The organism is Arthrobacter cheniae (assembly GCF_003602275.1).
Lineage (GTDB): Bacteria > Actinomycetota > Actinomycetes > Actinomycetales > Micrococcaceae > Arthrobacter_D > Arthrobacter_D cheniae.
In genome coordinates, this window is the sequence record NZ_QZVT01000002.1 from 264,118 (window position 1) to 285,071 (window position 20,954).

At 69.3% G+C, this 20,954-nt stretch carries 19 protein-coding genes and 1 riboswitch; of the genes, 7 read left to right on the plus strand and 12 right to left on the minus strand.

Annotated features, from left to right (window positions below; all coding sequences use genetic code 11):
- Nucleotides 1-38 precede the first annotated feature (38 nt).
- Nucleotides 39-3,656, minus strand: a complete 3,618-nt coding sequence (gene smc, locus D6T63_RS04540; RefSeq protein ID WP_120147834.1) for a chromosome segregation protein SMC — start codon at nt 3,654-3,656, stop codon at nt 39-41.
- 235 nt (nt 3,657-3,891) lie between these two features.
- On the opposite strand from smc, the gene D6T63_RS04545 reads away from it, so the two are divergent.
- The 3 genes from D6T63_RS04545 to D6T63_RS04555 are packed head-to-tail and all read left to right on the plus strand — an operon-like array spanning nt 3,892 to nt 8,668.
- Entirely contained in the window at nt 3,892-4,917 is a 1,026-nt protein-coding gene (locus tag D6T63_RS04545) for a 3-oxoacyl-ACP synthase III (protein ID WP_120147835.1), read from the plus strand.
- Nucleotides 4,918-4,946: 29 nt separating this feature from the next.
- Nucleotides 4,947-7,706: an alpha/beta fold hydrolase gene (locus tag D6T63_RS04550; protein ID WP_120148048.1), complete on the plus strand. Its 2,760-nt coding sequence runs from the start codon at nt 4,947-4,949 to the stop codon at nt 7,704-7,706.
- Nucleotides 7,703-8,668 (plus strand): NAD-dependent epimerase/dehydratase family protein, encoded by a 966-nt coding sequence (locus tag D6T63_RS04555; RefSeq protein ID WP_120147836.1) that lies wholly within the window; start codon nt 7,703-7,705, stop codon nt 8,666-8,668. The genes D6T63_RS04550 and D6T63_RS04555 overlap by 4 nt, the downstream gene beginning before the upstream one ends.
- 140 nt (nt 8,669-8,808) lie before the next feature.
- On the opposite strand, the gene D6T63_RS04560 is transcribed toward D6T63_RS04555, so the two are convergent.
- From D6T63_RS04560 to coaD, 6 genes are all read right to left on the minus strand, one after another.
- Entirely contained in the window at nt 8,809-9,657 is an 849-nt protein-coding gene (locus tag D6T63_RS04560) for a C40 family peptidase (RefSeq protein ID WP_120148049.1), read from the minus strand.
- Between the two features lie 2 nt (nt 9,658-9,659).
- Nucleotides 9,660-9,836: riboswitch (cyclic di-AMP (ydaO/yuaA leader) on the minus strand.
- A 139-nt stretch (nt 9,837-9,975) separates the two neighbouring features.
- Entirely contained in the window at nt 9,976-10,941 is a 966-nt protein-coding gene (gene mutM / locus D6T63_RS04565) for a bifunctional DNA-formamidopyrimidine glycosylase/DNA-(apurinic or apyrimidinic site) lyase (protein ID WP_120147837.1), read from the minus strand.
- Entirely contained in the window at nt 10,942-11,673 is a 732-nt protein-coding gene (gene rnc, locus D6T63_RS04570) for a ribonuclease III (protein ID WP_120147838.1), read from the minus strand. It lies immediately after the preceding gene.
- Nucleotides 11,674-11,745: 72 nt separating this feature from the next.
- Entirely contained in the window at nt 11,746-11,949 is a 204-nt protein-coding gene (gene rpmF / locus D6T63_RS04575) for a 50S ribosomal protein L32 (protein WP_120147839.1), read from the minus strand.
- Between the two features lie 2 nt (nt 11,950-11,951).
- A complete protein-coding gene (locus tag D6T63_RS04580) occupies nt 11,952-12,518 on the minus strand; it encodes a YceD family protein (protein WP_120147840.1) in 567 nt (188 codons plus the stop codon).
- A gap of 117 nt (nt 12,519-12,635) precedes the next feature.
- A complete protein-coding gene (gene coaD / locus D6T63_RS04585; protein WP_120147841.1) occupies nt 12,636-13,148 on the minus strand; it encodes a pantetheine-phosphate adenylyltransferase in 513 nt (170 codons plus the stop codon).
- Between the two features lie 109 nt (nt 13,149-13,257).
- On the opposite strand from coaD, the gene D6T63_RS04590 reads away from it, so the two are divergent.
- From D6T63_RS04590 to D6T63_RS04605, 4 genes are all read left to right on the plus strand, one after another.
- Nucleotides 13,258-14,490: an aminotransferase class I/II-fold pyridoxal phosphate-dependent enzyme gene (locus tag D6T63_RS04590; RefSeq protein WP_120147842.1), complete on the plus strand. Its 1,233-nt coding sequence runs from the start codon at nt 13,258-13,260 to the stop codon at nt 14,488-14,490.
- A complete protein-coding gene (locus D6T63_RS04595) occupies nt 14,487-15,311 on the plus strand; it encodes a spermidine synthase (RefSeq protein WP_235830553.1) in 825 nt (274 codons plus the stop codon). The genes D6T63_RS04590 and D6T63_RS04595 overlap by 4 nt, the downstream gene beginning before the upstream one ends.
- Nucleotides 15,312-15,561: 250 nt before the next feature.
- On the plus strand, nt 15,562-16,167 hold the full coding sequence (locus D6T63_RS04600; protein WP_120147843.1) for a hypothetical protein: 606 nt from the start codon (nt 15,562-15,564) through the stop codon (nt 16,165-16,167).
- Between the two features lie 120 nt (nt 16,168-16,287).
- Entirely contained in the window at nt 16,288-17,040 is a 753-nt protein-coding gene (locus D6T63_RS04605; protein ID WP_120147844.1) for a YcnI family copper-binding membrane protein, read from the plus strand.
- 126 nt (nt 17,041-17,166) lie between these two features.
- Here D6T63_RS04605 and rsmD read toward each other — a convergent pair whose 3' ends face one another.
- The 5 genes from rsmD to D6T63_RS04630 are packed head-to-tail and all read right to left on the minus strand — an operon-like array spanning nt 17,167 to nt 20,931.
- Nucleotides 17,167-17,739: a 16S rRNA (guanine(966)-N(2))-methyltransferase RsmD gene (gene rsmD / locus D6T63_RS04610; RefSeq protein ID WP_120147845.1), complete on the minus strand. Its 573-nt coding sequence runs from the start codon at nt 17,737-17,739 to the stop codon at nt 17,167-17,169.
- The gene (locus tag D6T63_RS04615) at nt 17,736-18,842 is read right to left on the minus strand and encodes a sulfate/molybdate ABC transporter ATP-binding protein (protein ID WP_120147846.1); all 1,107 of its coding nucleotides are present in this window, start codon (nt 18,840-18,842) and stop codon (nt 17,736-17,738) included. Before D6T63_RS04615 ends, rsmD begins: the two co-directional genes overlap by 4 nt.
- On the minus strand, nt 18,842-19,678 hold the full coding sequence (locus D6T63_RS04620) for an ABC transporter permease (RefSeq protein ID WP_120147847.1): 837 nt from the start codon (nt 19,676-19,678) through the stop codon (nt 18,842-18,844). Before D6T63_RS04620 ends, D6T63_RS04615 begins: the two co-directional genes overlap by 1 nt.
- A gap of 42 nt (nt 19,679-19,720) precedes the next feature.
- Entirely contained in the window at nt 19,721-20,530 is an 810-nt protein-coding gene (gene modA / locus D6T63_RS04625) for a molybdate ABC transporter substrate-binding protein (protein ID WP_120147848.1), read from the minus strand.
- On the minus strand, nt 20,527-20,931 hold the full coding sequence (locus tag D6T63_RS04630) for a TOBE domain-containing protein (RefSeq protein WP_120147849.1): 405 nt from the start codon (nt 20,929-20,931) through the stop codon (nt 20,527-20,529). The genes modA and D6T63_RS04630 overlap by 4 nt, the downstream gene beginning before the upstream one ends.
- Nucleotides 20,932-20,954 lie beyond the last annotated feature (23 nt).

Consider the following 20,954-nt stretch of genomic DNA (forward strand, 5'->3'; position numbering starts at 1 on the left):
GTCACCCCGCGGTCACCCCGCGGCCACCGGTGCGCCCGCTAGTCGAGGACCTTCCCGACCTCCGCGGCGAGCCGCTGGCTGATCACGGTCGAGACGCCGTCGCCCTGCATGGTCACGCCGTAGAGCGCGTCCGCGACTTCCATGGTGCGCTTCTGGTGGGTGATGATGATGAGCTGGCTCGATTCGCGGAGCTCCTCGAAGATCGTGATCAGTCGACCGAGGTTCGTGTCGTCGAGTGCGGCCTCCACCTCGTCCATGACGTAGAACGGCGATGGCCGCGCCTTGAAGATCGCGACGAGCAGGGCCACCGCCGTAAGGGACCGCTCGCCTCCGGAGAGCAGTGACAGCCGCTTGATCCTCTTGCCGGCCGGCCTTGCCTCCACCTCGATCCCGGTGGCAAGCATGTCGGTGGGGTCGGTCAGGACGAGGCGGCCCTCCCCGCCGGGGAACAGCGTGGCGAAGACGCGCTCGAACTGCTCGGCGGTATCCCGGAATGCCGCGGTGAACACCTGCTCCACGCGCTCGTCGACCTCGCGGATGATCTCCAGCAGGTCCTTCCGCGTCGCCTTCAGGTCCGCGAGTTGCGTGCTGAGGAACTGGTGCCGCTCCTCGAGGGCCGCGAACTCCTCCAGGGCCAGCGGATTGACCCGGCCCAGCGCGGCGAGATCACGTTCGGCCCGCTTCAGCCTTTGCTCCTGCTGCTCGCGCACGAACGGGATGCCCTCGGGGACCGCATTGCCGTCGTCGTCGACCGGCGTGCGCAGGGCGGCCCACTTGTCCTTCGTCGCGGGATCCTCCGGAACGGGGAGGTGGGGACCGAACTCCTCCACGAGGTGATCCGGCGTGAGACCCAGCTCCTCGATGGACCGGTTCTCCAGCGCTTCGATCCGCAGCCTCTGCTGCGCCCGCGCGAGTTCGTCGCGGTGGACCGAGTCCGTCAGCCGGGCGAGCTCGACGCCGAGGTCCGCGTTCACCGAGCGGACCTCCTGGAGCTCGGTGTCCTGCTGGTCGCGCAGCCGCTCGGCGTCGTCCCGCTGGTCCACCGCGACTGCTACCGAGCCGGCGGCGCGCTGCTCGGCCCCGCGGGCAGCGGCTGCAATCGCCGCAGCCCTGATCGCCTGGGCATTCCGTATCCTGGCCTTCTCCGCCGCCTGCTCCCTGGCCCGGCGCTCCGACTGTGCCGCGCGTTCGAGGGATACTGCCCGGTTGGCCAGTGCCGTCAACTGCTCCTCCCGGCTTCGCAGCGCCAGCCGTGCCTCCAGCTCGGCCTGCCGTGCAGCGACGGCGGCACCCTGCAGGGTGTCGCGCTGCTCGGTCGACGGCTCGGCTTCCACGGGCTGCTCCTGCAGGTCCTTCAGGCGCAGCGCCACCTCCTGCAGCCGGATCTCCTCCCTCGCGAGGTTCGCCTCTGCGGCGCGCTCGAGGGCCGTCAGGCGCTCGGCCTCGCCCGCGGCCGAGCGGAGGCCGGTATTCAGCTGGCCGAGCTTCTCGGCGACTGCCGCCATGCGGGCATCGGAGTCATGGAGGCGTTCGAGTGCGGCGTCCACACGCTGCTGCGCGGCCTGCCGACCCGCCCTTGCGGAGGACAGGCGGAAACGCAGGCGTTCGGTCTCGGCCACCACCCGGGCGAGATTGTCCGCAGTCTCCTCGGCCGCCGCCCGCAGCTCGAGGTAGCCGGCCGCCCCCGGAGTTCCTCCCCGGGCCGTGTGCCGGGAGACGACGTCTCCGTCGAGCGTGACCGCGATACCAGCGGTGCCGTCCTCGACGACGGCACGCGCCCTCCCGAGGTCCCGGACAACGACGACGCCCTGCAGCAGGTTCCCGATGGCTGCATCGAGCTCGACCGGCATGGCCACGAGATCGATCGCGGGGGTGCCGCCGTCAGCAGCCGGCGCCGTCGGGGCTCCGGGCACCTTGACGGCAGCAGGTTCGATGTCCGCGGAACCGGGTGCGACGACGAGCGACACCTGGCCGGCGTCGTCGTGCTTCATCAGCTCGAGGGCCTGCACCGCCGCAGCGACGCTGTCCACGGCGACGGCGTCCGCCGCACCCGACAGTGCCGCGACGACGGCCTTCTCGAAGCCAGGGGCCACCTGCAGGAGTTCGGCGAGCGGTCGGGACACGCCGTCGAGGCCGGCGGCCAGGAGTGCGCCGGAGCCATCGCGCTGCCGGAGCCCCTCGCGCTGTGCCTCGAGCCGGGCCGCGAGTGCACCGCGTTCCGTCTCTGCGGTCCTTTCCTGCTCGACGAGCGCGTCGAGGTCGACCGTGACGGACGCGAGGAGGGTGGAAGCCTCCTCGTATTCGGCGTCGAGGCCCTCCTCGCCTTCCTCGTGACCGGCGACCTGTCCTTCGAGCGCCGCGAAGTCACGCTCGGCGGCGCGCCGTCGTTCTTCGGCTGCAGTGATGGAGGCCCGGAGCCGTCCCAGCTCGGCGACTGCGGACTCGACACGCGAGCGGGCCGCGCCCACCGTCCCGGCGAGCCGGGCGTCACCCTCCCGGCGATCGGCCGCCGCCCTGAGGAGCCGAGCCAGGCGGACATCCTCCGCGGCGGAAGCATCCTCGGCTGCACGCCGGACCACGAGCGATTCCTCGAGGACGCGTCGAAGCGTCTGCACCTCCCCCTCGAGGTCCGAGACCTCGATCCGCACGCGTTCGGCCTGCCGGTCGAGGTGATCCGGGTTCCGGGTCTGATCCGATTCGACCCCGCCCTGTCCCAGCAGGTGGCTGCGGTCCTCCGCCCGTGCGGCCAGCGCACCGAGCTTCTCCCGCACACTCGACAGGGCGTACCAGTTCTCTCGGGCACGGTTGAGGGCGGGAACGGCCGCAGCAGCAGCCTGTTCGAGGGCCGCCTGCCGCTGCCGTCCCGATCCGAGCTGCCGTTCCACCTCCTCTCGGCGTGCCTGGAGGGCCGCCTCGGCAGCGACGTCCCGCTCGAAGCCGGATCGGAGGTGGACCAGCTCATCCGCAAGGAGGCGGGACCGCGCGTCGCGGACGGCGAACTGGACCTGCTGGGCCCGCCTGGCCACCTCCGCCTGTTTCCCCAAGGGCGTCAGCTGGCGTCGCAGCTCACCGGTCAGGTCGGAGAGCCGCGCGAGGTTCGCCTGCATGGCGTCCAGCTTGCGCACGGTCTTCTCGCGGCGCCGGCGGTGCTTGAGAATCCCGGCAGCCTCCTCGATGAAGCCGCGCCGATCCTCGGGTGTGGCATGCAGCACCTTGTCGAGCTGGCCCTGGCCGACGATGACGTGCATCTCGCGGCCGAGCCCGGAGTCGGAGAGCAGTTCCTGGATGTCGAGGAGGCGGCAGTTCTTGCCGTTGATCGCGTACTCGGAGCCGCCCGCGCGGAACAGCGTCCGCGAGATGGTCACCTCGGAGTACTCGATGGGGAGTGCGCCGTCTGCGTTGTCGATGGTCAGGGAGACCTGGGCCCGTCCCAGCGGAGCCCGGCCCGACGTGCCGGCGAAGATGACGTCCTCCATCTTGCCGCCGCGCAGGGTCTTTGCGCCCTGCTCCCCCATCACCCAGGCCAGCGCGTCCACGACATTGGACTTGCCGGAACCGTTGGGCCCGACGACGGCCGTGACGCCCGGCTCGAAGTCGAAGGTGGTCGCCGAGGCGAAAGACTTGAACCCTCGCACGGTTAGACTCTTCAGATGCACAGTGTCAGGATCTCCAGGTGGGGTAGGACTTCCCCAATCTACTGGAACGCACCGACCGTGCGGGGTATCGGACGGCGGACAAGACTGCTGGGCCCCGTTAATCCGAGTGACCCGCCCGCGCAATAACAAGTAGGCTTACAAAAGTTCCAGCAGTATTCAAAGGCGTCCAGGCCGATCCATTCGTGGGTACCTCACGGCCGTACACCGGCGCTGACCAGTTGACGAGGCAGGAAATTTGACCGGTAACGCGACGTTTCGACATGACAACACGGCCCTGCTTGCCGTCACGAGTGTGGAGGCGCCGGTAGTCGTCACTTCCGCAGAGTTCGACGAACGGCTGGCACCCAGTCTCAAGAGGCTCCGGCTCTCCAAGCGGCTCCTCGAGCGCGTGGCAGGAGTCACGGAGCGTCGATGGTGGTCCCCGGGCTCCGACTTCGACGACGCCGCGATCGAGGCCGGCGCCAAGGCGATGGCGGAGGCCGGGATCGAGCCGAGCGACGTCGGTCTGCTCATCAACACCTCGGTGACCCGACGCAATCTCGAGCCATCCGTCGCCGTCAAGATCCACCACTCCCTCGGACTTCCCTCCTCCGCCATGAATTTCGACCTGGCGAACGCATGCCTCGGTTTCGTCAACGGGATGACCCTCGCCGCGAACATGATCGACTCGGGTCAGATCAAGTACGCCCTGATCGTTGCCGGCGAAGACGCCCAGAAGACGCAGGAGGCCACCTTCAAGCGCCTCAACCGCGAGGAGTCCACGCGGGAGGACTTCCTCAGCGAGTTCGCGACCCTCACCCTCGGGTCCGGCGCGGCCGCCGCCGTCATCGGTCCGGCAGACCTCCACCCCGGGTCCCACCGCATCCTCGGCGGAGTGTCCCGCGCGGGCACCCAGCACCATGAACTGTGCGTGGGCGGGGTCGACGGTATGTATACGGACACGAAGGGCCTGCTCGACGGCGGCCTGGAACTCGTGGTCACCGCGTGGCACGAGGCGCAGTCGGATGGCTGGAAGTGGGACGCGATGGACCGCTACGTGACGCACCAGGTGTCCAACTCCTACACCAACGCCATCATCAAGGCGGTGGATCTCGAGCGCGAGCGCGTCCCCATCACGTTCCCGCACTGGGGCAATGTGGGCCCGGCATCGCTGCCGATGACGCTGGCTCAGGAATCTCAGTCGCTCAATCCGGGCGACCGCGTGTTGTGCCTCGGCGTGGGTTCGGGCCTCAACACGTCGATGATGGAGATTGCGTGGTAGCACTCCCCGGCATCGATCCCTCGTGGTCGATGTACGTCGACGTGCCCTCGACCAGCGGCGCCGATGCCCCGGGAACACGTCACCGCTGGCATTACCTCGACAACGGCGTAGGCACCGATGGCTCGGCCGTGAAGGGCACTCTCCTCTGTGTCCATGGGAATCCGACCTGGTCCTACCTCTGGCGGACCTACCTCGCAGCCGGTCTGGCGGAAGGCTGGCGCGTGATCGCCGTGGACCAGCTCGACATGGGCTACTCCGCGAGGACGGGTGTCTTCCGCCGGCTGGCGCACCGCATCGCCGACCTCGAGGACTTCGTCGGCGCCGTCGGCCTCAGTGGGCCCCTCGTGACCGTCGGCCATGACTGGGGCGGCGTCATCAGCCTCGGCTACGCCCACCGCAATCGCCAGGGACTCGCGGGCGTCGTCCTGACCAATACCGCCATCCATCAGGACCCGACCCGCCGGATCCCGGCGCCGCTCAGGCTCGCGCTGGCCCCCGGCGTGCATGATGTGGGTACCCGGGCCACCACCGCGTTCCTCGACGTGACGCTCGCCCTCGCCCGGCCGGCGCTGGAGCGTGACGTCCGCAAGGCCTTCCGGGCTCCCTACCGCAGGGTGGCGGACCGTCAGGGCATCGCGAATTTCGTCTCCGACATACCTGCCGATCCCTCCCACCCGAGCTACACCGCCCTGACCGGAACGGCGGAGGGTATCCGCAGCATCGACGTCCCCGTCCTGATGATGTGGGGTCCGCATGATCCCATCTTCTCCGACCCGTACCTCGAGGATCTTGCGCAGCGGTTGCCCCATGCGGATATCCACCGCTTCGAACGGGCGAGCCACCTCGTCCAGGAGGACGCCGACACCGCGTCCACGGCAATGGAGTGGCTGGAAGCCCGGTCGGTCGGGAACACCGCGCCCGGCCTCCGTCCTGCCGTCGACGACAGGACGGGTGGCACCGCGACGAATGCTGCCGCGGACGAGAACGCCCTCTCCGGTGGCGCCGCGACCGGAGATGCTACCCCCTACAGGCCGCTCGGCCGGCGGATCCACGAGCTGGCCACCGGCCCCGACGGCGAGACCACGGCCGTCGCCGAGATGAAGCCCACCGGACCACCCCGCGTGTTGTCCTGGCGGGAACTCGACGACGACGTCGCCGCTGTCGCCGCCGGCCTGGCCTCGCTGGGCTACGGACCGGGGAGCAGGGTGAGCCTCCTCGTCCCGCCCGGCGTGGACCTCACGGTCCTCATCTACGCGTGCCTGCGGATCGGCGCGATCATCGTCGTCGCCGACGCCGGCCTCGGCACACGTGGATTGAGCCGTGCCGTCAGGGGTTCGGCGCCCGACGTCGTCATCGGCATCGAACGCGCCCTCATCGCCGCACGGGCCTTCGACTGGCCCGGGCGAAGGATCAGCGCCGCTCCCCTGTCCGCGGTACGGCGACGAGCACTGCGCGTGGACGCATCCCTGAACGACCTGCGTGCCGCCCGTCCCGCCGATGCGACACCGGAACGATCCGATGCCGATGCCGATGCCGATGCCGATGCCGATGCCGCTATTCTCTTCACCTCCGGCTCTACCGGCCCTGCCAAGGGCGTGGTGTACACCAACCGCCAGCTCTCCGCCATGCGGGATGCCGTCGAGTCGACACTCGGTCTAGGCCCTGGCAGTTCACTCGTCGCCGGTTTCGCACCCTTCGCCCTCCTCGGCCCCGCACTGGGAGCCACGTCCGTGACACCGGACATGGACGTCACCGCACCCCGGACGCTGACGGCGCAGGCGTTGGCCGACGCAGCCGCAGCGATTAGCGCGACCGTCGTCTTCGCCTCACCGGCGGCCCTCCGGAACGTCCTGGCCACCTCGTCGGATCTCTCAGCCGATGGCAGGACAGCTCTCGGGCGGATCGCGCTGATGCTCTCGGCGGGCGCACCGATCCCGGTTCCCCTCCTGGAAGCCGTGCAGGAGCTGGTCCCCGCCGCAGCACTCCACACGCCGTACGGCATGACGGAATCGCTCCTGGTCGCCGATATCGACCTCGACGGGATCCGGCGCGCTGCAGCAGCCGCTGACACCGGGCTCGATGGCGCCGGCAACGGCGTGTGCGTCGGGTTGCCGGTCCACGGCGCCCGGGTCGCCCTCAGTCCGCTCGGGGCCTTCGAGGGACACAGCACGTCCGACTGTGATCGTGACGGCGGTCCGGACGGCGGCCTGCGCGGCGGCTCCCGCGACGACTCCCGCGACGGCGAGGCGGTCGGACCGCCGACCACGACGCCCGGCGTGACCGGAGAGATCCTCGTCGACGCGCCCCATGTGAAGGACCGCTACTTCCGCCTGTGGAAGACACAGCAGGACTCCGCCCACACCCGTCCCTGGCACCGCACGGGCGACGTCGGACACTTCGACGCCGACGGCAGGCTATGGGTCGAGGGCCGTCTGGGGCACGTCGTCACGTCGCCCGCCGGGATCGTGACACCTGTCGGACTCGAGCAGGCACTGGAAACCCTCGACGCCGTCCGCCTCGCCGCCGTCGTCGGCGTCGGGCCCGCGGGTACCCAGGCCGTCGTCGCAGTCGTCGAGACCGCATCGGCAGGACGACGGCCGCAGCTCGCTTCCGCACCACTGGCCGCAGCAGCCCGCGCCATCGCCCGGCAGCGGGGCGTCGAGGTGTCGGCCGTCATCGAGGTAGCGGCGCTGCCGGTGGACATCCGCCACAACGCGAAGATCGACCGCGCGCGCGTCGCTGCCTGGAGCGCCCGCTTCCTCTCGGGTGGGCGGGCCGGATCCCTGTGACGGTCCTCGTCACCGGGGCGAGCGGCATGCTCGGCCGCGCAGTCGCAGAGCACCTCCTCGGCCAAGGTGAGGCGGTGCGGTGCTTCCAGCGAAGGCCCTCAGGTGTCGGAGCAGAGGACGTTCTCGGATCGATAGAGGACGACGACGCTGTCGAGGAGGCCGTCCGGGGGTGCACCGCGGTGATCCACCTCGCAGCGAAGGTGTCCTTCACCGGACACGCCGCCGAGTTCGACCGCATCAATGTCCAGGGTACGGATCGGCTGCTCCGGGCGGCAGAACGTGCCGGAGCCACCGACGTCGTCCACGTCTCCTCACCGTCCGTGGCTCACGGCGGGACCTCGCTCGTGGGCGCTCCTGCCGGCCGCGCGGATCCTGATCACGCACGGGGCCACTACGCCCGCACGAAGGCGTCGGCCGAGCTGCTGGCCCTCGACCGTTGCTCGGCTTCGTTCCGGGTGGCGGCGGTGCGGCCCCACATCGTCTGGGGCCCGGGCGACACCCAGCTCGTGGAACGCGTCCTCGACCGCGCGCGAAGCAAACGCCTCCCACTGCTCGACGGCGGCACCGCCCTGATCGACACGACCTACGTCGACAACGCAGCGTCGGCGATCGTCGCCTGCCTGCGGAGGATGGACCAGGCGCGGGGGCTGTCCCTCGTCGTCACGAACGGGGAGCCCCGCCCTGTCGCAGAACTGCTCGCCGGAATCTGCCGTGCCGGGGGCGTCACCCCTCCGGAGTGGTCCGTACCGGGAGCTGTGGCGCGGGGCGCGGGCGCCGTCATCGAGCGTGCCTGGCTCGCCCTCGGGCGGTCGGATGAACCCCCGATGACCCGGTTCCTGGCCGAACAACTCTCCACCGCCCACTGGTTCGACCAGCGCCGTACCCGGGCCGTACTCGACTGGCAGCCCACGATATCCGTCGACGAGGGCTTCGAACGGCTCGGGACGTACTACCGCCGCTGAGGGTCCGACGCATTCCTCACGGAACAGCGCGGCGCCACCTGCACGAAAAAGGACGGGATGCCAGGCATCCCGTCCTTCTTCTATCACTCTCGAGCGCCCGGCCGCCCCCGCATACCTTCCGCGGGGCCGGCGACCGCCTGCTAGCGGGTGTAGTACCCGTCGACCGCCATGACGCCGACCGAGTGCACCTGCGTACCCTGCGAGGGGTTGAGCGCACTGATCATCTGGCCGTTGCCGAGGTAGATACCCACGTGGCTTCCGCCGTTCTGGCTCACGAGGTCACCCGGCTGCGGGTTGCTGGTAGGACGCAGCGCGGCGAACTGCGACCACGTGGTGCGCGGAAGGTTGATGCCGTTCTGCGCATAGGCCCACTGGACGAAGCCCGAGCAGTCCCAGGCGCCGCGCGCCGTGCCGCCGTAGACGTAACCCGAGCCCTCGCCCTGCATTGCCGTTGCGGCGATACCACCGGCCGGTGCGACCGACGCGGACTGGAAGCTGATGGCGGGCTGCGCCGCGACCGGCGCTGCAGGAGCCGCAACCGACACTGCAGCAGCAGCGGCCGGAACTGCGGCGATGGATGCCGACTGGGTGGAGTACTGCTGGGGTGCTGCCGAACCACCGAGCGAGATGGACTGGCCGGGGTAGATGACCGAGCCGTACCCGAGACCGTTCGAGGCGAAGACCGCCTCGAGGCTGACACCGTGGGCGGCTGAGATGCTGCCCAGCGTGTCACCGGCCTGGACCGTGTAGGTGCCGGCTGCGGACGTGGTGACCGCTGCCTGCTGGGTTCCGGCGGACTGGACGCTGATCTCGCCTGCTGCGCTGGCGGGAAGCGCTGCACCGAGCATGATGCCCGAAGCGGCTACGACGACGGCGGCAGGCTTGCCTGCGACCGACGCACTCGCGGTGACCGCGCGTGACGCTGTGATGATGGGGTTGATGCGCGTAGGGACTGCCCTGTGGCGCGCGATATTGCTCTTCCTGGACATGCTGCTGCCTTTCCCAATGCCGGCGAAGTTAGCTGTCGGGTTCGGATGGGACATCCGGACACGTTCCTCGCAGACCAACGCCCCCGGGCTGGTCTACGCGCGTCTTTACCCCTAGGACTCGTAAGCGAGTCCACTTTCGGTTCCCCCGCCCCTGTCGAAATGTGTAGCGAACGGTCCTTCCTCATCGACAGGGTTAGGCAGAGTGAGGAAGGGCGCCCCTCCGTGGTGGAATGAGCGCGGGATCAACGGTACGCGTTGGTCGAACTCTTGTCACATTTGGGTTACGGAGCAGCACCGTTCCGCTGCCCGACCCACGGACTAGGGTCTTGCGTTGCGCGGCCTGGGCTGGCAGTAGGGACACAGGCAGGAGGATCTGTTCATGAAGGACTCCCTGCGCAGGAGCGTGTGCCGGCCTTCGGCAGCGCACCGCCGGCAGGGCAGGCCCGAACGCCCATAGGCCTCGAGGTCGCGTGCGAAGTATCCGGATGCGCCGTTGACGTTGACGTAGAGCGAGTCGAAGCTCGTCCCGCCCGCGGCCAGCGCCCGCGCCATGACGCTCGTGGCCGCCTCGATGATCCGCAGCGTGTCCGGGCGCCGCATGGTGTCGGTGGGACGGGCGTAGTGGAAGCGGGCCGCCCAGAGAGCCTCGTCGGCGTAGATGTTGCCGATGCCCGAGATGAGTCCCTGATCGAGGAGCGCGCGCTTGAGGCCGGTCCTTCGGGCGCGCAGCCGATGGTGGAAGTCCTCCACGGAGAAGGCCGGGTCGAGGGGGTCGCGTGCTATGTGTGCGGCCTGGTGCGGAATGAGTGGCAACGCACTGGCACCCGTCCCACCCGGCTGCCCGTCCACCGTCGGTTCCAGGTCCGCGACGAACATCCCCCCGAAAATCCGCTGATCGACGAAACGCAGGTCGGCAGGGAGTGGCTCGCCGCCGTCCTCGCCCCTGGCGGCCGAGAGGCTCAGGCGCACCTTCAGGTGCTTCTCCCGCGGGGCGTCGGCCTCCTCGATGAGCAGTTGACCGCTCATACCGAGGTGGGCCATCAGGGCCACCTGTGGAGCGTCGGCGCGGTGGTCGGGGTCCTCGAGCGTGAGCCAGAGGAATTTCCCGCGTCGCACGACATCCGTCACCCGTGCTCCGGTGACCCTGCCCCTGAAGTCCTCGACGCCGGGAACGTGACGGCGAAGGGACCGCGGGTCGACCACCTCCACGCCCTCGATGATTCGGCCGGTGACCCAGCGGGCCAGGCCGCGCCGTACCACCTCCACCTCGGGCAGTTCAGGCACTCAGGAGCCGTCGCTACGCGACCCGGCCGGGGCCTCGTGATCGAGTTGCACGGAGCCGTCGGACAGCAGCTTCCAGGAGGCCGCCGCTGCAGCCTGCTCGGCTTCCTTCTTGGAGTGCCCGCTGCCGGAGCCGTAATCCACCCCCCCGATCACGAGACGCGCGGTGAAGCTGCGCGCATGGTCGGGACCGGAGCCGTCGACCTGGTAGTCGATCAGGCCCAATCGCCGGGCAGCGGCAGTCTCCTGAATGCGCGTCTTCCAGTCGGTGCCCTCGCCGAGGACGGCGGAATCGCGCAGCAGCGGCCCGATGAGGCGCATGACCATCACACGCGCGGTCTCGATACCGTGGCTCAGATAGGTGGCGCCGATGACGGCTTCCATGGTGTCCGCGAGGATCGAGGCCTTGTCGCGCCCGTTGGTGAGCTTTTCACCCTGGCCCAGCAGGACGAAGCTGCCGAGGTCGAGGGTCCGGGCGACGCCCGCGAGCGCCCTGGTACTCACGACGGCGGAACGGCGCTTGGCCAACTCCCCTTCGGACAGATCAGGGTTGTCCCTGTACAGGGCATCCGTCACCGCCAGGCCGAGCACGGAGTCACCGAGGAACTCGAGGCGCTCGTTGGTCGGTATCCCACCCTTTTCGTAGGCATAGGACCGGTGTGTCAGGGCAAGACGAAGCGTCTCGGTGTCTATATCGACACCGAGACGCTTCGTAAGATCTTCTGTACTCTTCACAACCGCATCAGCTGATCCAGTATCAAACGAACGTCCACCGCTGCGCCTGGCGCGTCATGGACACGTCCGTTGTTAGACGTCGGCTACCTTGCGGCCCTTGTACTCGAGGAACAGCGGGGTGCCGGCCGAGTCGGTGACGACCTTGGCCTGGTGCGCAAGGCTGTAGGTGATGCGGCCGTTCTCGAGGGTCTTGACCAGCTTGGGGGCGGTTGCCTTCCACTGGGACCGGCGTGCGCGGGTATTCGCGCGGGACATCTTCCGTTTCGGGACAGCCACGGCTAAATCTCTTCTCTCTCGTCTGACTCTGACTTGGGTGCCGCATCATTCTCAGCGGCGGTGCCTGCCAACCCGGCGAGGGCTGACCAGCGAGGATCCAGAACTTCGTGGTGGTGGTCCGGATCGTCGTTGAGCTGGGCTCCGCATTCGGAGCACAAGCCCTGGCAATCCTCCCGGCACACCGGCTGGAATGGCAGTGATGTGACCACTGCATCCCTCAGCACGGGCTCCAGAGCGACCGAATCGTTCTCCACCCTGTGCTGTTCTTCCTCCTCTTCTACCGACAGCGACTCGGAGTCGCTGTAGAAGAAGAGTTCCTGGATATCCACCTCGCGGTCGAACCGCAGTGGCTCCAGGCAACGGCCGCACTCGCCGGTTACCTCGACGCTTGCCGTTCCCGACACCAGGATTCCCTCGTACACGGATTCGAAGCGCAGCTCGAGTTCCATGTCGGAACCCTCCTGCACGCCGATCAGCGCCACGCCGAAATCCTTCGGCGCCGGTACATGTTCCTCGAGTGTCCGCATGCTACCCGGACTGCGTCCGAGATCCTTGACACTGAATGTCAAAGGCGAACTGAGATCGCTTTTAATGGTGACTCCTGTAGAACATATGACCGACGTACCATCCTAGCCTGATACGGCGGGCATGCCCAAAACGCCGGTGCAGCGCCGGCGTGTACCGACCTAGGACGATGGTCCACCACCGGTGGAGGGAATGTCGTCGTCGACCGCCGGTACGAGGTGCCGCAGGACGGCTTCCGGCACGAACGGACGGATGTCACCGCCGAGAGCTGCGACCTCCTTCAACAGGGTCGAGGAGACGTGGGCGAACGCAGTGCCCGTGGGCAGGAAGACCGTGTCGACGTCGGCCAGGTGCCGGTTCATGGTGGCCATGGGCACCTCGTAGTCGAAGTCCAGGCCGGACCGAAGGCCCTTGACGAGCGCCGTCGCCCCGTTCTCCCTACAGAAATCGGCCACGAGACCGGCACCCATCCGGACCACGCGGACGTTCGGCAGATGCGACAGGCTGTCGGCGCAGAAAGCGAGGCGTTGGTCGATACCGAACCGGTACTTCTTCGAGTAGTTCGTCGACACCGCGACGAGCACTTCGTCGAAGAGCCGGGCGGCACGACCGATGACCTCGATGTGTCCGTTGTGGAGGGGGTCGAACGATCCGGGGCAGACGGCGCGGCTCATGCGTCCACGGTACCCAGTCCCACGCGGGACCGCCGTATCGCCCCGTCCACCGGCGGCTCCGCCGTCGTCGACCGGTCGCGCAAAGGGCAGGACCCGCGATACTTGAGTCATGACGACTGATGCGCAGCGAAGGGTACCGCGGGACACGGCCGCCCCGTGGACGAGGGCCGCACGCGGAGCGAACCTGCTCGGCAGCGACGGCGGACTCGGTATCACCATCTTCGAAGAAGTGACCGCCCTCGCCCAGAAGCACTCGGCCATCAACCTGGGCCAGGGGTTCCCGGACGAGGACGGACCGCGGGAGATCCTGGACGCCGCTCGATCTGCCATCGCCGACGGAGCAAACCAATACGCCCCGGGCCAGGGACTGCCGGTCCTTCGTTCCGCGATCGCCGCGCACCAGGAGCGGTTCTACGGCCTCACCGTGGATCCGCACACCGAGGTGATCGTCAGCACGGGGGCGACCGAGTCCATCGCCGCGGCGATCCTCGCCTTCGCCGGCCCGGGTGATGAAGTATTGACGTTCGAGCCGTTCTACGACTCCTACGGAGCCGTGATCGGCCTCTCGGGCGCCACGCATACGACCTCGCCGTTACTGGCACCGGACTTCCAGCCCGACGCCGCCGCACTCGAAGCCGCGTTCAACGACCGGACGAGGATCATCGTCGTCAACAACCCCCACAATCCAACGGGCAGCGTCTTCCGGCGCGAGACCCTGGAGCTGATCGTCCGGCTGGCAGAGCGCCATGATGCCATCATCGTGACGGACGAGGTGTACGAGCACCTGACGTTCGGGGCCGAGCACGTGCCGGTCGCGACCCTGCCCGGAGCCGCTGCACGCACCCTGACGATCTCCTCCGCCGGCAAGACCTTCTCCGTGACCGGCTGGAAGGTCGGCTGGCTCACCGGGCCCGCCCGGCTCGTGGCTCAGGTCCGCACCATCAAGACGTTCCTCACCTACACGTCCGGGACACCGTTCCAGGGCGCCGTCGCGCTGGGGCTCGGACTACCGGACGCGTTATACACCACCGCGGCGTCGACACTCCGCCGGAAGCGCGACCTGCTCGGCGAGGGACTCAGGGCAGCAGGTTTCAAGGTCTTCGAACCGGAAGGCACCTTCTTCACCATGGTCGATGCCGCGCCGCTGGGCATCGAGGACGCCACGGCGCTGGCTCGGCGCCTGCCGTCGCTCATCGGAGTCGCGGCGATCCCCGTGGCGATGTTCTGCCACGAGGAAGGTGCCCTGCGCACGCGGTCCCTGCTCCGCTTCGCCTTCTGCAAGAAGTTCGACGTGATCGAGGAGGGCGCCCGGCGCCTGGCCACCCTGAAGGAACACGTGTGACCGATGAACCGGGAACAGGACCTCCCGCAGCAGAGGAGTTCGAGGTACCCACGTCCTGGCTCCCTGGTGCCGGCGCGTATGCGGAGATCGACGAGGACGCCCATATCGAGGGTGCACTGATTCTCAGTATCGGCGGCGCCCAGCAGTCGCATGTGGACATGGCCCACCCCGATCGGGTGTTCTACGAGTATCTCCAGCGCATTGCCCACGTCATCGACCTGCTCTCGACTCCGGGAGCTCCCCTGCGGGTCCTGCACCTCGGCGCGGGGGCGCTGACGCTCGTGCGCTACGTGCAGGCGACGCGTCCCGGATCGTCCCAGGTGGCCGTCGACCTCGAGGCCGACCTCATCGCCCTGGTCCTCGCCGAGATGCCGCTGCCCGACGGCACGGCGTGCGAGATCATCATCGGTGACGCCGCGGACGTCGTCCTCGAACAGGCGGACGGGGCCTTCGATGCCGTCGTGCTCGACATCTTCGCCGGAGCGGACGCACCCGCCCACCTCACGTCGGCCGACTTCGCGGCGCACCTGCTGCGCGTCTGTGCTGACGACGGCGTGGTCCTGGTCAACGTCGGCGACGATCCACCCCTGACGTTCGCCCGCGCACAGAGCAGGCAACTCGCGTCCCTCGCCGTGGCGTCGGCGGTCCTGACCGAAGCCGGGATGGTCGATGGCAGCCGCGCGGGCAACGTCATCGTCGCGGCACGCCGCAGCGCCTGGCCGGATGCCTGGACCACCGCCCTCCTCGCTGCCGGACCCCACCCCGCCGCAGTCCTCGCGGGTCCGGCCCGCGCAGCCTTCGAGCAACCGGGCGGGAGCTAGAACTAGTGCTCGCCCCTCGCCGTGGGTCCGCTCCGCGCAAGGGCCGGCCCGTCCGTGCGCGGAGGGTCGGGAGCGAAAGCCTGCGGTCGGTCGTTCTGCAGGGTCGGGGTGAAGGAGCCATCCGGATGTGCCCGGCGCGCGAAGTAGATGCAGGAGGGCGGCACGGGTCCGCCTGTACCCTGTGGAGGAAGAGCGTCGACACGAGAGCGGCGTCGCAGCACCACAGGTCCTGACGGGGAGGAGAACTGGCATGGCCGACGCCGGTCTTCCCTATCTGCGCTCCCTCGTCCTTGTGTCGCTGATCCTGTCGGTGTCCTCCGCCTCGCACGTGGCCGCCGCCGGACATCTGCCCGCTCCCGCCGTGATTCTCCTGCTCGGCGTGCTCCTGCTCCTCCCGATGATGCTGCTCGCGCGGCGCCCGGTCTCGTTCCGTTCGGCGCTTCTCAGCATGGGAGCCGGACAGTGGCTGTTGCACGCGCTCTTCTCCATGACCGCCGTTCCTGCCGTCTGCCAGAGCTCCGCGGCCGGCCCGGGCCATCATGCCGCCTTCGAGCTCGCCTGCTCGCCCGTGGCCCAGGACTCGATGGCCGGAGCGTCCGGCGGAGCGCTGATGATCCTGCTGCACGCTCTGGCGACAGTCGTCCTCGCGGCTGCGGCGTCGACGAGCGAGACGGCCCTCACCTCGCTCCGCGCCTGGCTCCGGCCGCTCCTCGTTCTTCCCTCCGTCGTCCTCCTGCCCGACACTCCGCACCGCCCGTCGGTGCTGGCCGTGCCGACGCCGGTTGCACCACGGTCCGCACACACCCGGGTTCCCACGCTGCGGGGTCCGCCACGTCTTCTGGCCCTGGCCGCCTGAACCGGAGATCCGAAGGGTCTCGGGTGGCAGGTCGGCACCAGCGATCTTCCTGACCCAATTTCCCGCTGCTCGACCCCGCCGTCGCGGCCGCAGTCGAGCGCACCCCCGGAAGGCAATCCCATGTCATCGAACACCCCCCAGCGAAACCGCCCCATCCTCACGACGTCCGCCGTCGCCCTTGCAACCGCCGGGCTCATGGCCTTCGGCCTCGGTGCCGCCAGCGCACACGTCACCGTCACACCGGCATCCACCACCGAGGACGGCTACTCGCAACTCACGTTCAGCGTCCCCAGCGAGTCGGAGACCGCAGCGACCAACAAGCTCGAGATCGAACTCCCCACGGAGCAGCCCTTCACGTCCGTCCGCGTGAAGCCTGTGGAGGGCTGGACGGCGGACGTGGTCACCGGCACCCTGCCGGAACCTGTCACCACTGCCGACGGCGCTACCCTCACCGAGGGTCCCCTGTCCGTGGTCTGGACGGCGGAGGCCGGCTCGGAGATCTCGCAGCAGGAATACCAGACGTTCTCGATCTCCGTCGGACGCCTGCCCGAAGCCGGTTCCATGGTGGTGCTCCCGGCAACGCAGTCCTACACCGACGGCGAGGTGGTCGCCTGGGACCAGGAGACCGTCGAAGGTGCCGAGGAGCCGGACAAGCCGGCGCCGTCGTTCGTGACGACGGCCGCGGTCGAGGGCGATGACGCCCACGGAGGCGCTGCCGCCGCTGCCGAGACCCCTGAGGCCATCGACGCCGAGCAGGCGTCCTCCAGCTCGGATTCGGGCTCGGCTTCGGCGGTCGGCTGGATAGGGCTCGTCGCCGGACTGCTCGGTCTGGCCGCCGGAGCTACGGCCCTGGTCCGCACGCGCAAGGCCTAGTCCCCGATACCGGCGCGGTGCCGGCGTGCGAACCGGCACCGCGCCCCCGGGCGGCATCCCTGACAGCAGGAGGCGAGGGGCGCCGGGTCCGTGCGCCGCGGCGTCCGGACACCGGATCGCATCAGCTCAGGCGGTTGCCGGCTCCAGGAACCAGAGGCGGGTCTCGCCGTACTTCTTGTCCGAGAACCGTTCGAGCCAGGCCGGCCACGGGGGCTCCGGCGTCCGGGCGGACCGTTCCACCACGACCACGGCGCCTTCCGCCAGTCGCGATTCGAGGGCCTCCAGGACGGCGATCACGCCGTTCGCGTCGACCGTGTAGGGCGGGTCCATCAGGACGAGGTCCCAGGTCAGTTCCGGCGCGACGCGGTCGAGGTACGTCTCCACCTTGGACCGGTGCACCCTCACAGCTGTCCAGCCGAGCACCCGATTCACGAGGTCGGCGTTCTTCTGGGCCACCATCGCGGCGCGGTCGGCGGATTCGACGAGGTCCACGGTCGCAGCACCCCGGCTCGCGCTCTCGACGCCCAGGGACCCCGACCCCGCATAGAGGTCGAGCACGTGCGCTCCTTGGAGCACCCCGTAGGACTCGAGGCGTGAGAAGAGCGCCTCCTTCACTCGGTCCGACGTCGGCCGGGTGCCGTTGCCTTCGACGCTGACGAGGGTCGAGCCACCTGCGGCTCCAGCGATGATACGCGTCATGGATCGACTCTATCGCCCGTCAGGGGCGCACCCGGAACCGGTCCGGGCAGCGACGGACGGTTGACGGGATAGACGGCCACGTCCGCATGACGGATGGTGAGGAAGACCTGGGCCCCCGCAACGACGTCCAGCGTGACGACGTCGATGGGTGCCATGTCCGCGGCCATACCCGCGGCGTGGACCCGCACCACGTCACCGCGGTGTTCGACGTCGTCGACCGCAGCCCTGATGCAGCTCGTCCCCGGCGCCAAACCGGCTTGGAGGGTCACGGCTACCTGCGCGGGCCGCACGGCGAGGCCGAGGTCCGTGCCCTGGGCCACAGGAGGACCGAGCGGTACGTGCAGGCCGTTCACCCCGACGAACCCCGATGTCGTCCGCCGTCCCGGCACCAGGTTCAGGCCGGCGAGCCGGGCACCGAAGGCGGTCAGAGGGCGTGTGAGGACTTCGCCCGTCCTGCCGGACTCGACCACCCGTCCGCCGTCGAGGATGAGGACGCGGTCGGCGAGCAGGAAGGCGTCGAGCGGGTCGTGCGTCACGATGATCGCCGACCGCTCCGCCAGGACGTCGCGGAGCAGGGTCCGGATGGCCGGGGCGACGCTCACGTCGAGAGCCGCGAGCGGTTCGTCCAGCAGGAGCAGGGAGGGACCGGCGGCGAGTGCGCGCGCGACGGCGACCCGCTGTGCTTGGCCTCCCGACAGGTGCGCGGGCCGGCGGCCCGCCAGATCCCCGATGCCCGCGCGCTCGAGCCAGTGCAATGCCGTGACGCGAGCAGTGGTCCGGTGCACCCCTCGGCTACGGGGTCCGAACGCCACGTTCTCCAGGACCGAGAGATGCGGGAACAGGAGTGCCTCCTGGGCGAGGAGTGACACCCCCCGTCCGCGGGGTTCGGTGAGGACGCGACGGCCGGGCCCGACGTCGAAGAGGACTGATCCGTCCAGGGCGGCCCGGCCCCCGGTCGGAGCCAGCAGACCGGCCAGGAGGTCGAGCAGCGTGGACTTGCCCGCACCGTTGGGACCGAGCACCGCGAGCGTCTCCCCGTCGGCGAGCTCGAAGGACACGTCGAAGTCCCGGTCGGCAAGGGTCGCGTCGAACGACAACACCATCAGCGCACCGCCTCCGGTGCGCGGCGCCGCGGCGTCCCGGCCGCGGTCACCGCGAGGCGGTCCAGCGGCCGGACCCGGTGTGCGACTCCGACGACGGCGATGGCGACGACGACGAGGATGAGGGACAGCGCCACGGCTGCGTCCGGATCGGTCTCGCGCTGGAGATAGATCTCGAGCGGCAGGGTCCTCGTGGTGCCTTCGAGACTGCCGGCGAACGTCAGGGTCGCGCCGAACTCACCCAGCGCGCGGGCGAACGAGAGGACGGCGCCGGACACGAGGCCCGGCAGGACCAGGGGCAGCGTGATCCGCCGGAGCACCGTCCAGCGACCGGCTCCGAGGGTCGCGCCGACGGCCTCGTAGCGCGTTCCCACGGACCGCAGGGCACCCTCGAGGCTGAGTACGAGGAATGGGAGGGCCACGAACGCCTGTGACATGACGACGGCCGTCGTCGAGAACGCGATGTCGATTCCCAGCGCGGAGAAGCTGCTGCCGAGCAGCCCTCGCCGGCCGAAGGTGTACAGCAGGGCGATGCCGCCGACGACGGGCGGGAGGACCAGCGGCAGGAGCACCAGGGACCTGACGAGGCGCTGGCCGCGGAAGGACGTCCGGGCGAGGACGAGGGCCATGGGAACGCCGACGACGACGCAGACGGCCGTCGCGGAGAGCGACGTCCTCAGGCTGAGGAGGAGGGCCGCCCGCGCGCTGTCGGAGGTGACGAGCGGTACGAAGCGCGGCCAGTCGACGCGCAGGGCCATGGCCACCAGCGGCAGGACCAGGAAAAGTCCCCCGACGACGGCGACCGCGACCACCCAGCGCGGAAGGGCCGCGGTGTTCATGCGTTGTGCCGTCCACGGGTGGCCGACCGCCCGCGGCCGGCATCAGGGCGCACCGAAACCCGCCGCCTGCAGCACCGCCGTACCCTCGTCACCCGTTACGAGATCGACGAAGGCCTGCGCGGTCGCGGCCTCGCCGCTGTCGGCCAGCGACGCTATCGGGTAGGTGTTGACGACACTCGACGACTCGGGGAAATTGATGCCGAGCACCGCGTCACCCGCTGCCAGCACGTCGGTCACGTAGACGAGACCGACGTCCGCCTCACCGGAGGTGACCTTTCCGATCACGTCCGTCACGGAGGACTCCTCGCTGACCGGCGTGAGGTCCACGCCTGCGGCCTCCTCCACCGCTGCCGCAGCTGTTCCGCAGGGTACCTGGGCTGCACACACGACCGTCTTCACGCCGGATCGCGCGGCGTCCGCGAGTGTTGCGATGCCCGCGGGATTGTCGGGCGGCACGGCCAACTGGAGGATGTTCGTCGCGAGATCGACCGCCGGTCCCGCGAGGAGTCCGTCGTCGGCCAGCTTGCCCATGGTGCGCGTGTCGGCGGAAGCGAGGACGTCGGCGGGCGCGCCCTCGATGATCTGGGTGACGAGGTCCGACGACCCAGCGAAGTTGAGCGTCACGTCGGTCCCGGGGTACTCGTCCTCGAACCGCTCGGCGAGCTCGGTGAAAGTCTCCTTCAGCGAGGCTGCGGCGAACACGGTGATGCTCCCGTCGACCGCGTCAGCCTGCCCACCGCTGCCCGCCGCGCCCGGTTCGCCGGCTCCGCACCCCGTGGCGGTGAGCACGACGACGCCGATGGCTGTGAGGACGAGGTGGCAGGAGTTCCGGGTACGCCCGTTCCTGGTCATGCCCTTCCTGCCGGGGTCTCGATGATGACGGTGGTCGCTTTGATGACGGCGATGGCAATTGATCCCTTCTCCAGGCCGAGATCACGGACTGCCTCACTACTCATGAGGGACACCACGCGGTGCGGCCCGCACTGGAGCTCGACCTGCGCCATGACTTTGTCCTGCAGGACATCGGTCACGATGCCGACGAACCGGTTGCGGGCGGATCGCCCGATGTCCGACGGGTCTCCCGGCAGGACGGCGTTCCGGTGCGCGAGCGTCGCCAGCTCGAACGCATCGACCACCGACCTACCCGCAGCGTCCTTCGCCCTCCTGAGCACACCGCTGTCGATCCACCGGCGGACGGTGTCGTCGCTGACTCCGAGGTATCGGGCCGCGTCTGCAATCCGTAGCTGCGTCATGAATCCGATGCTACATCCTCAGG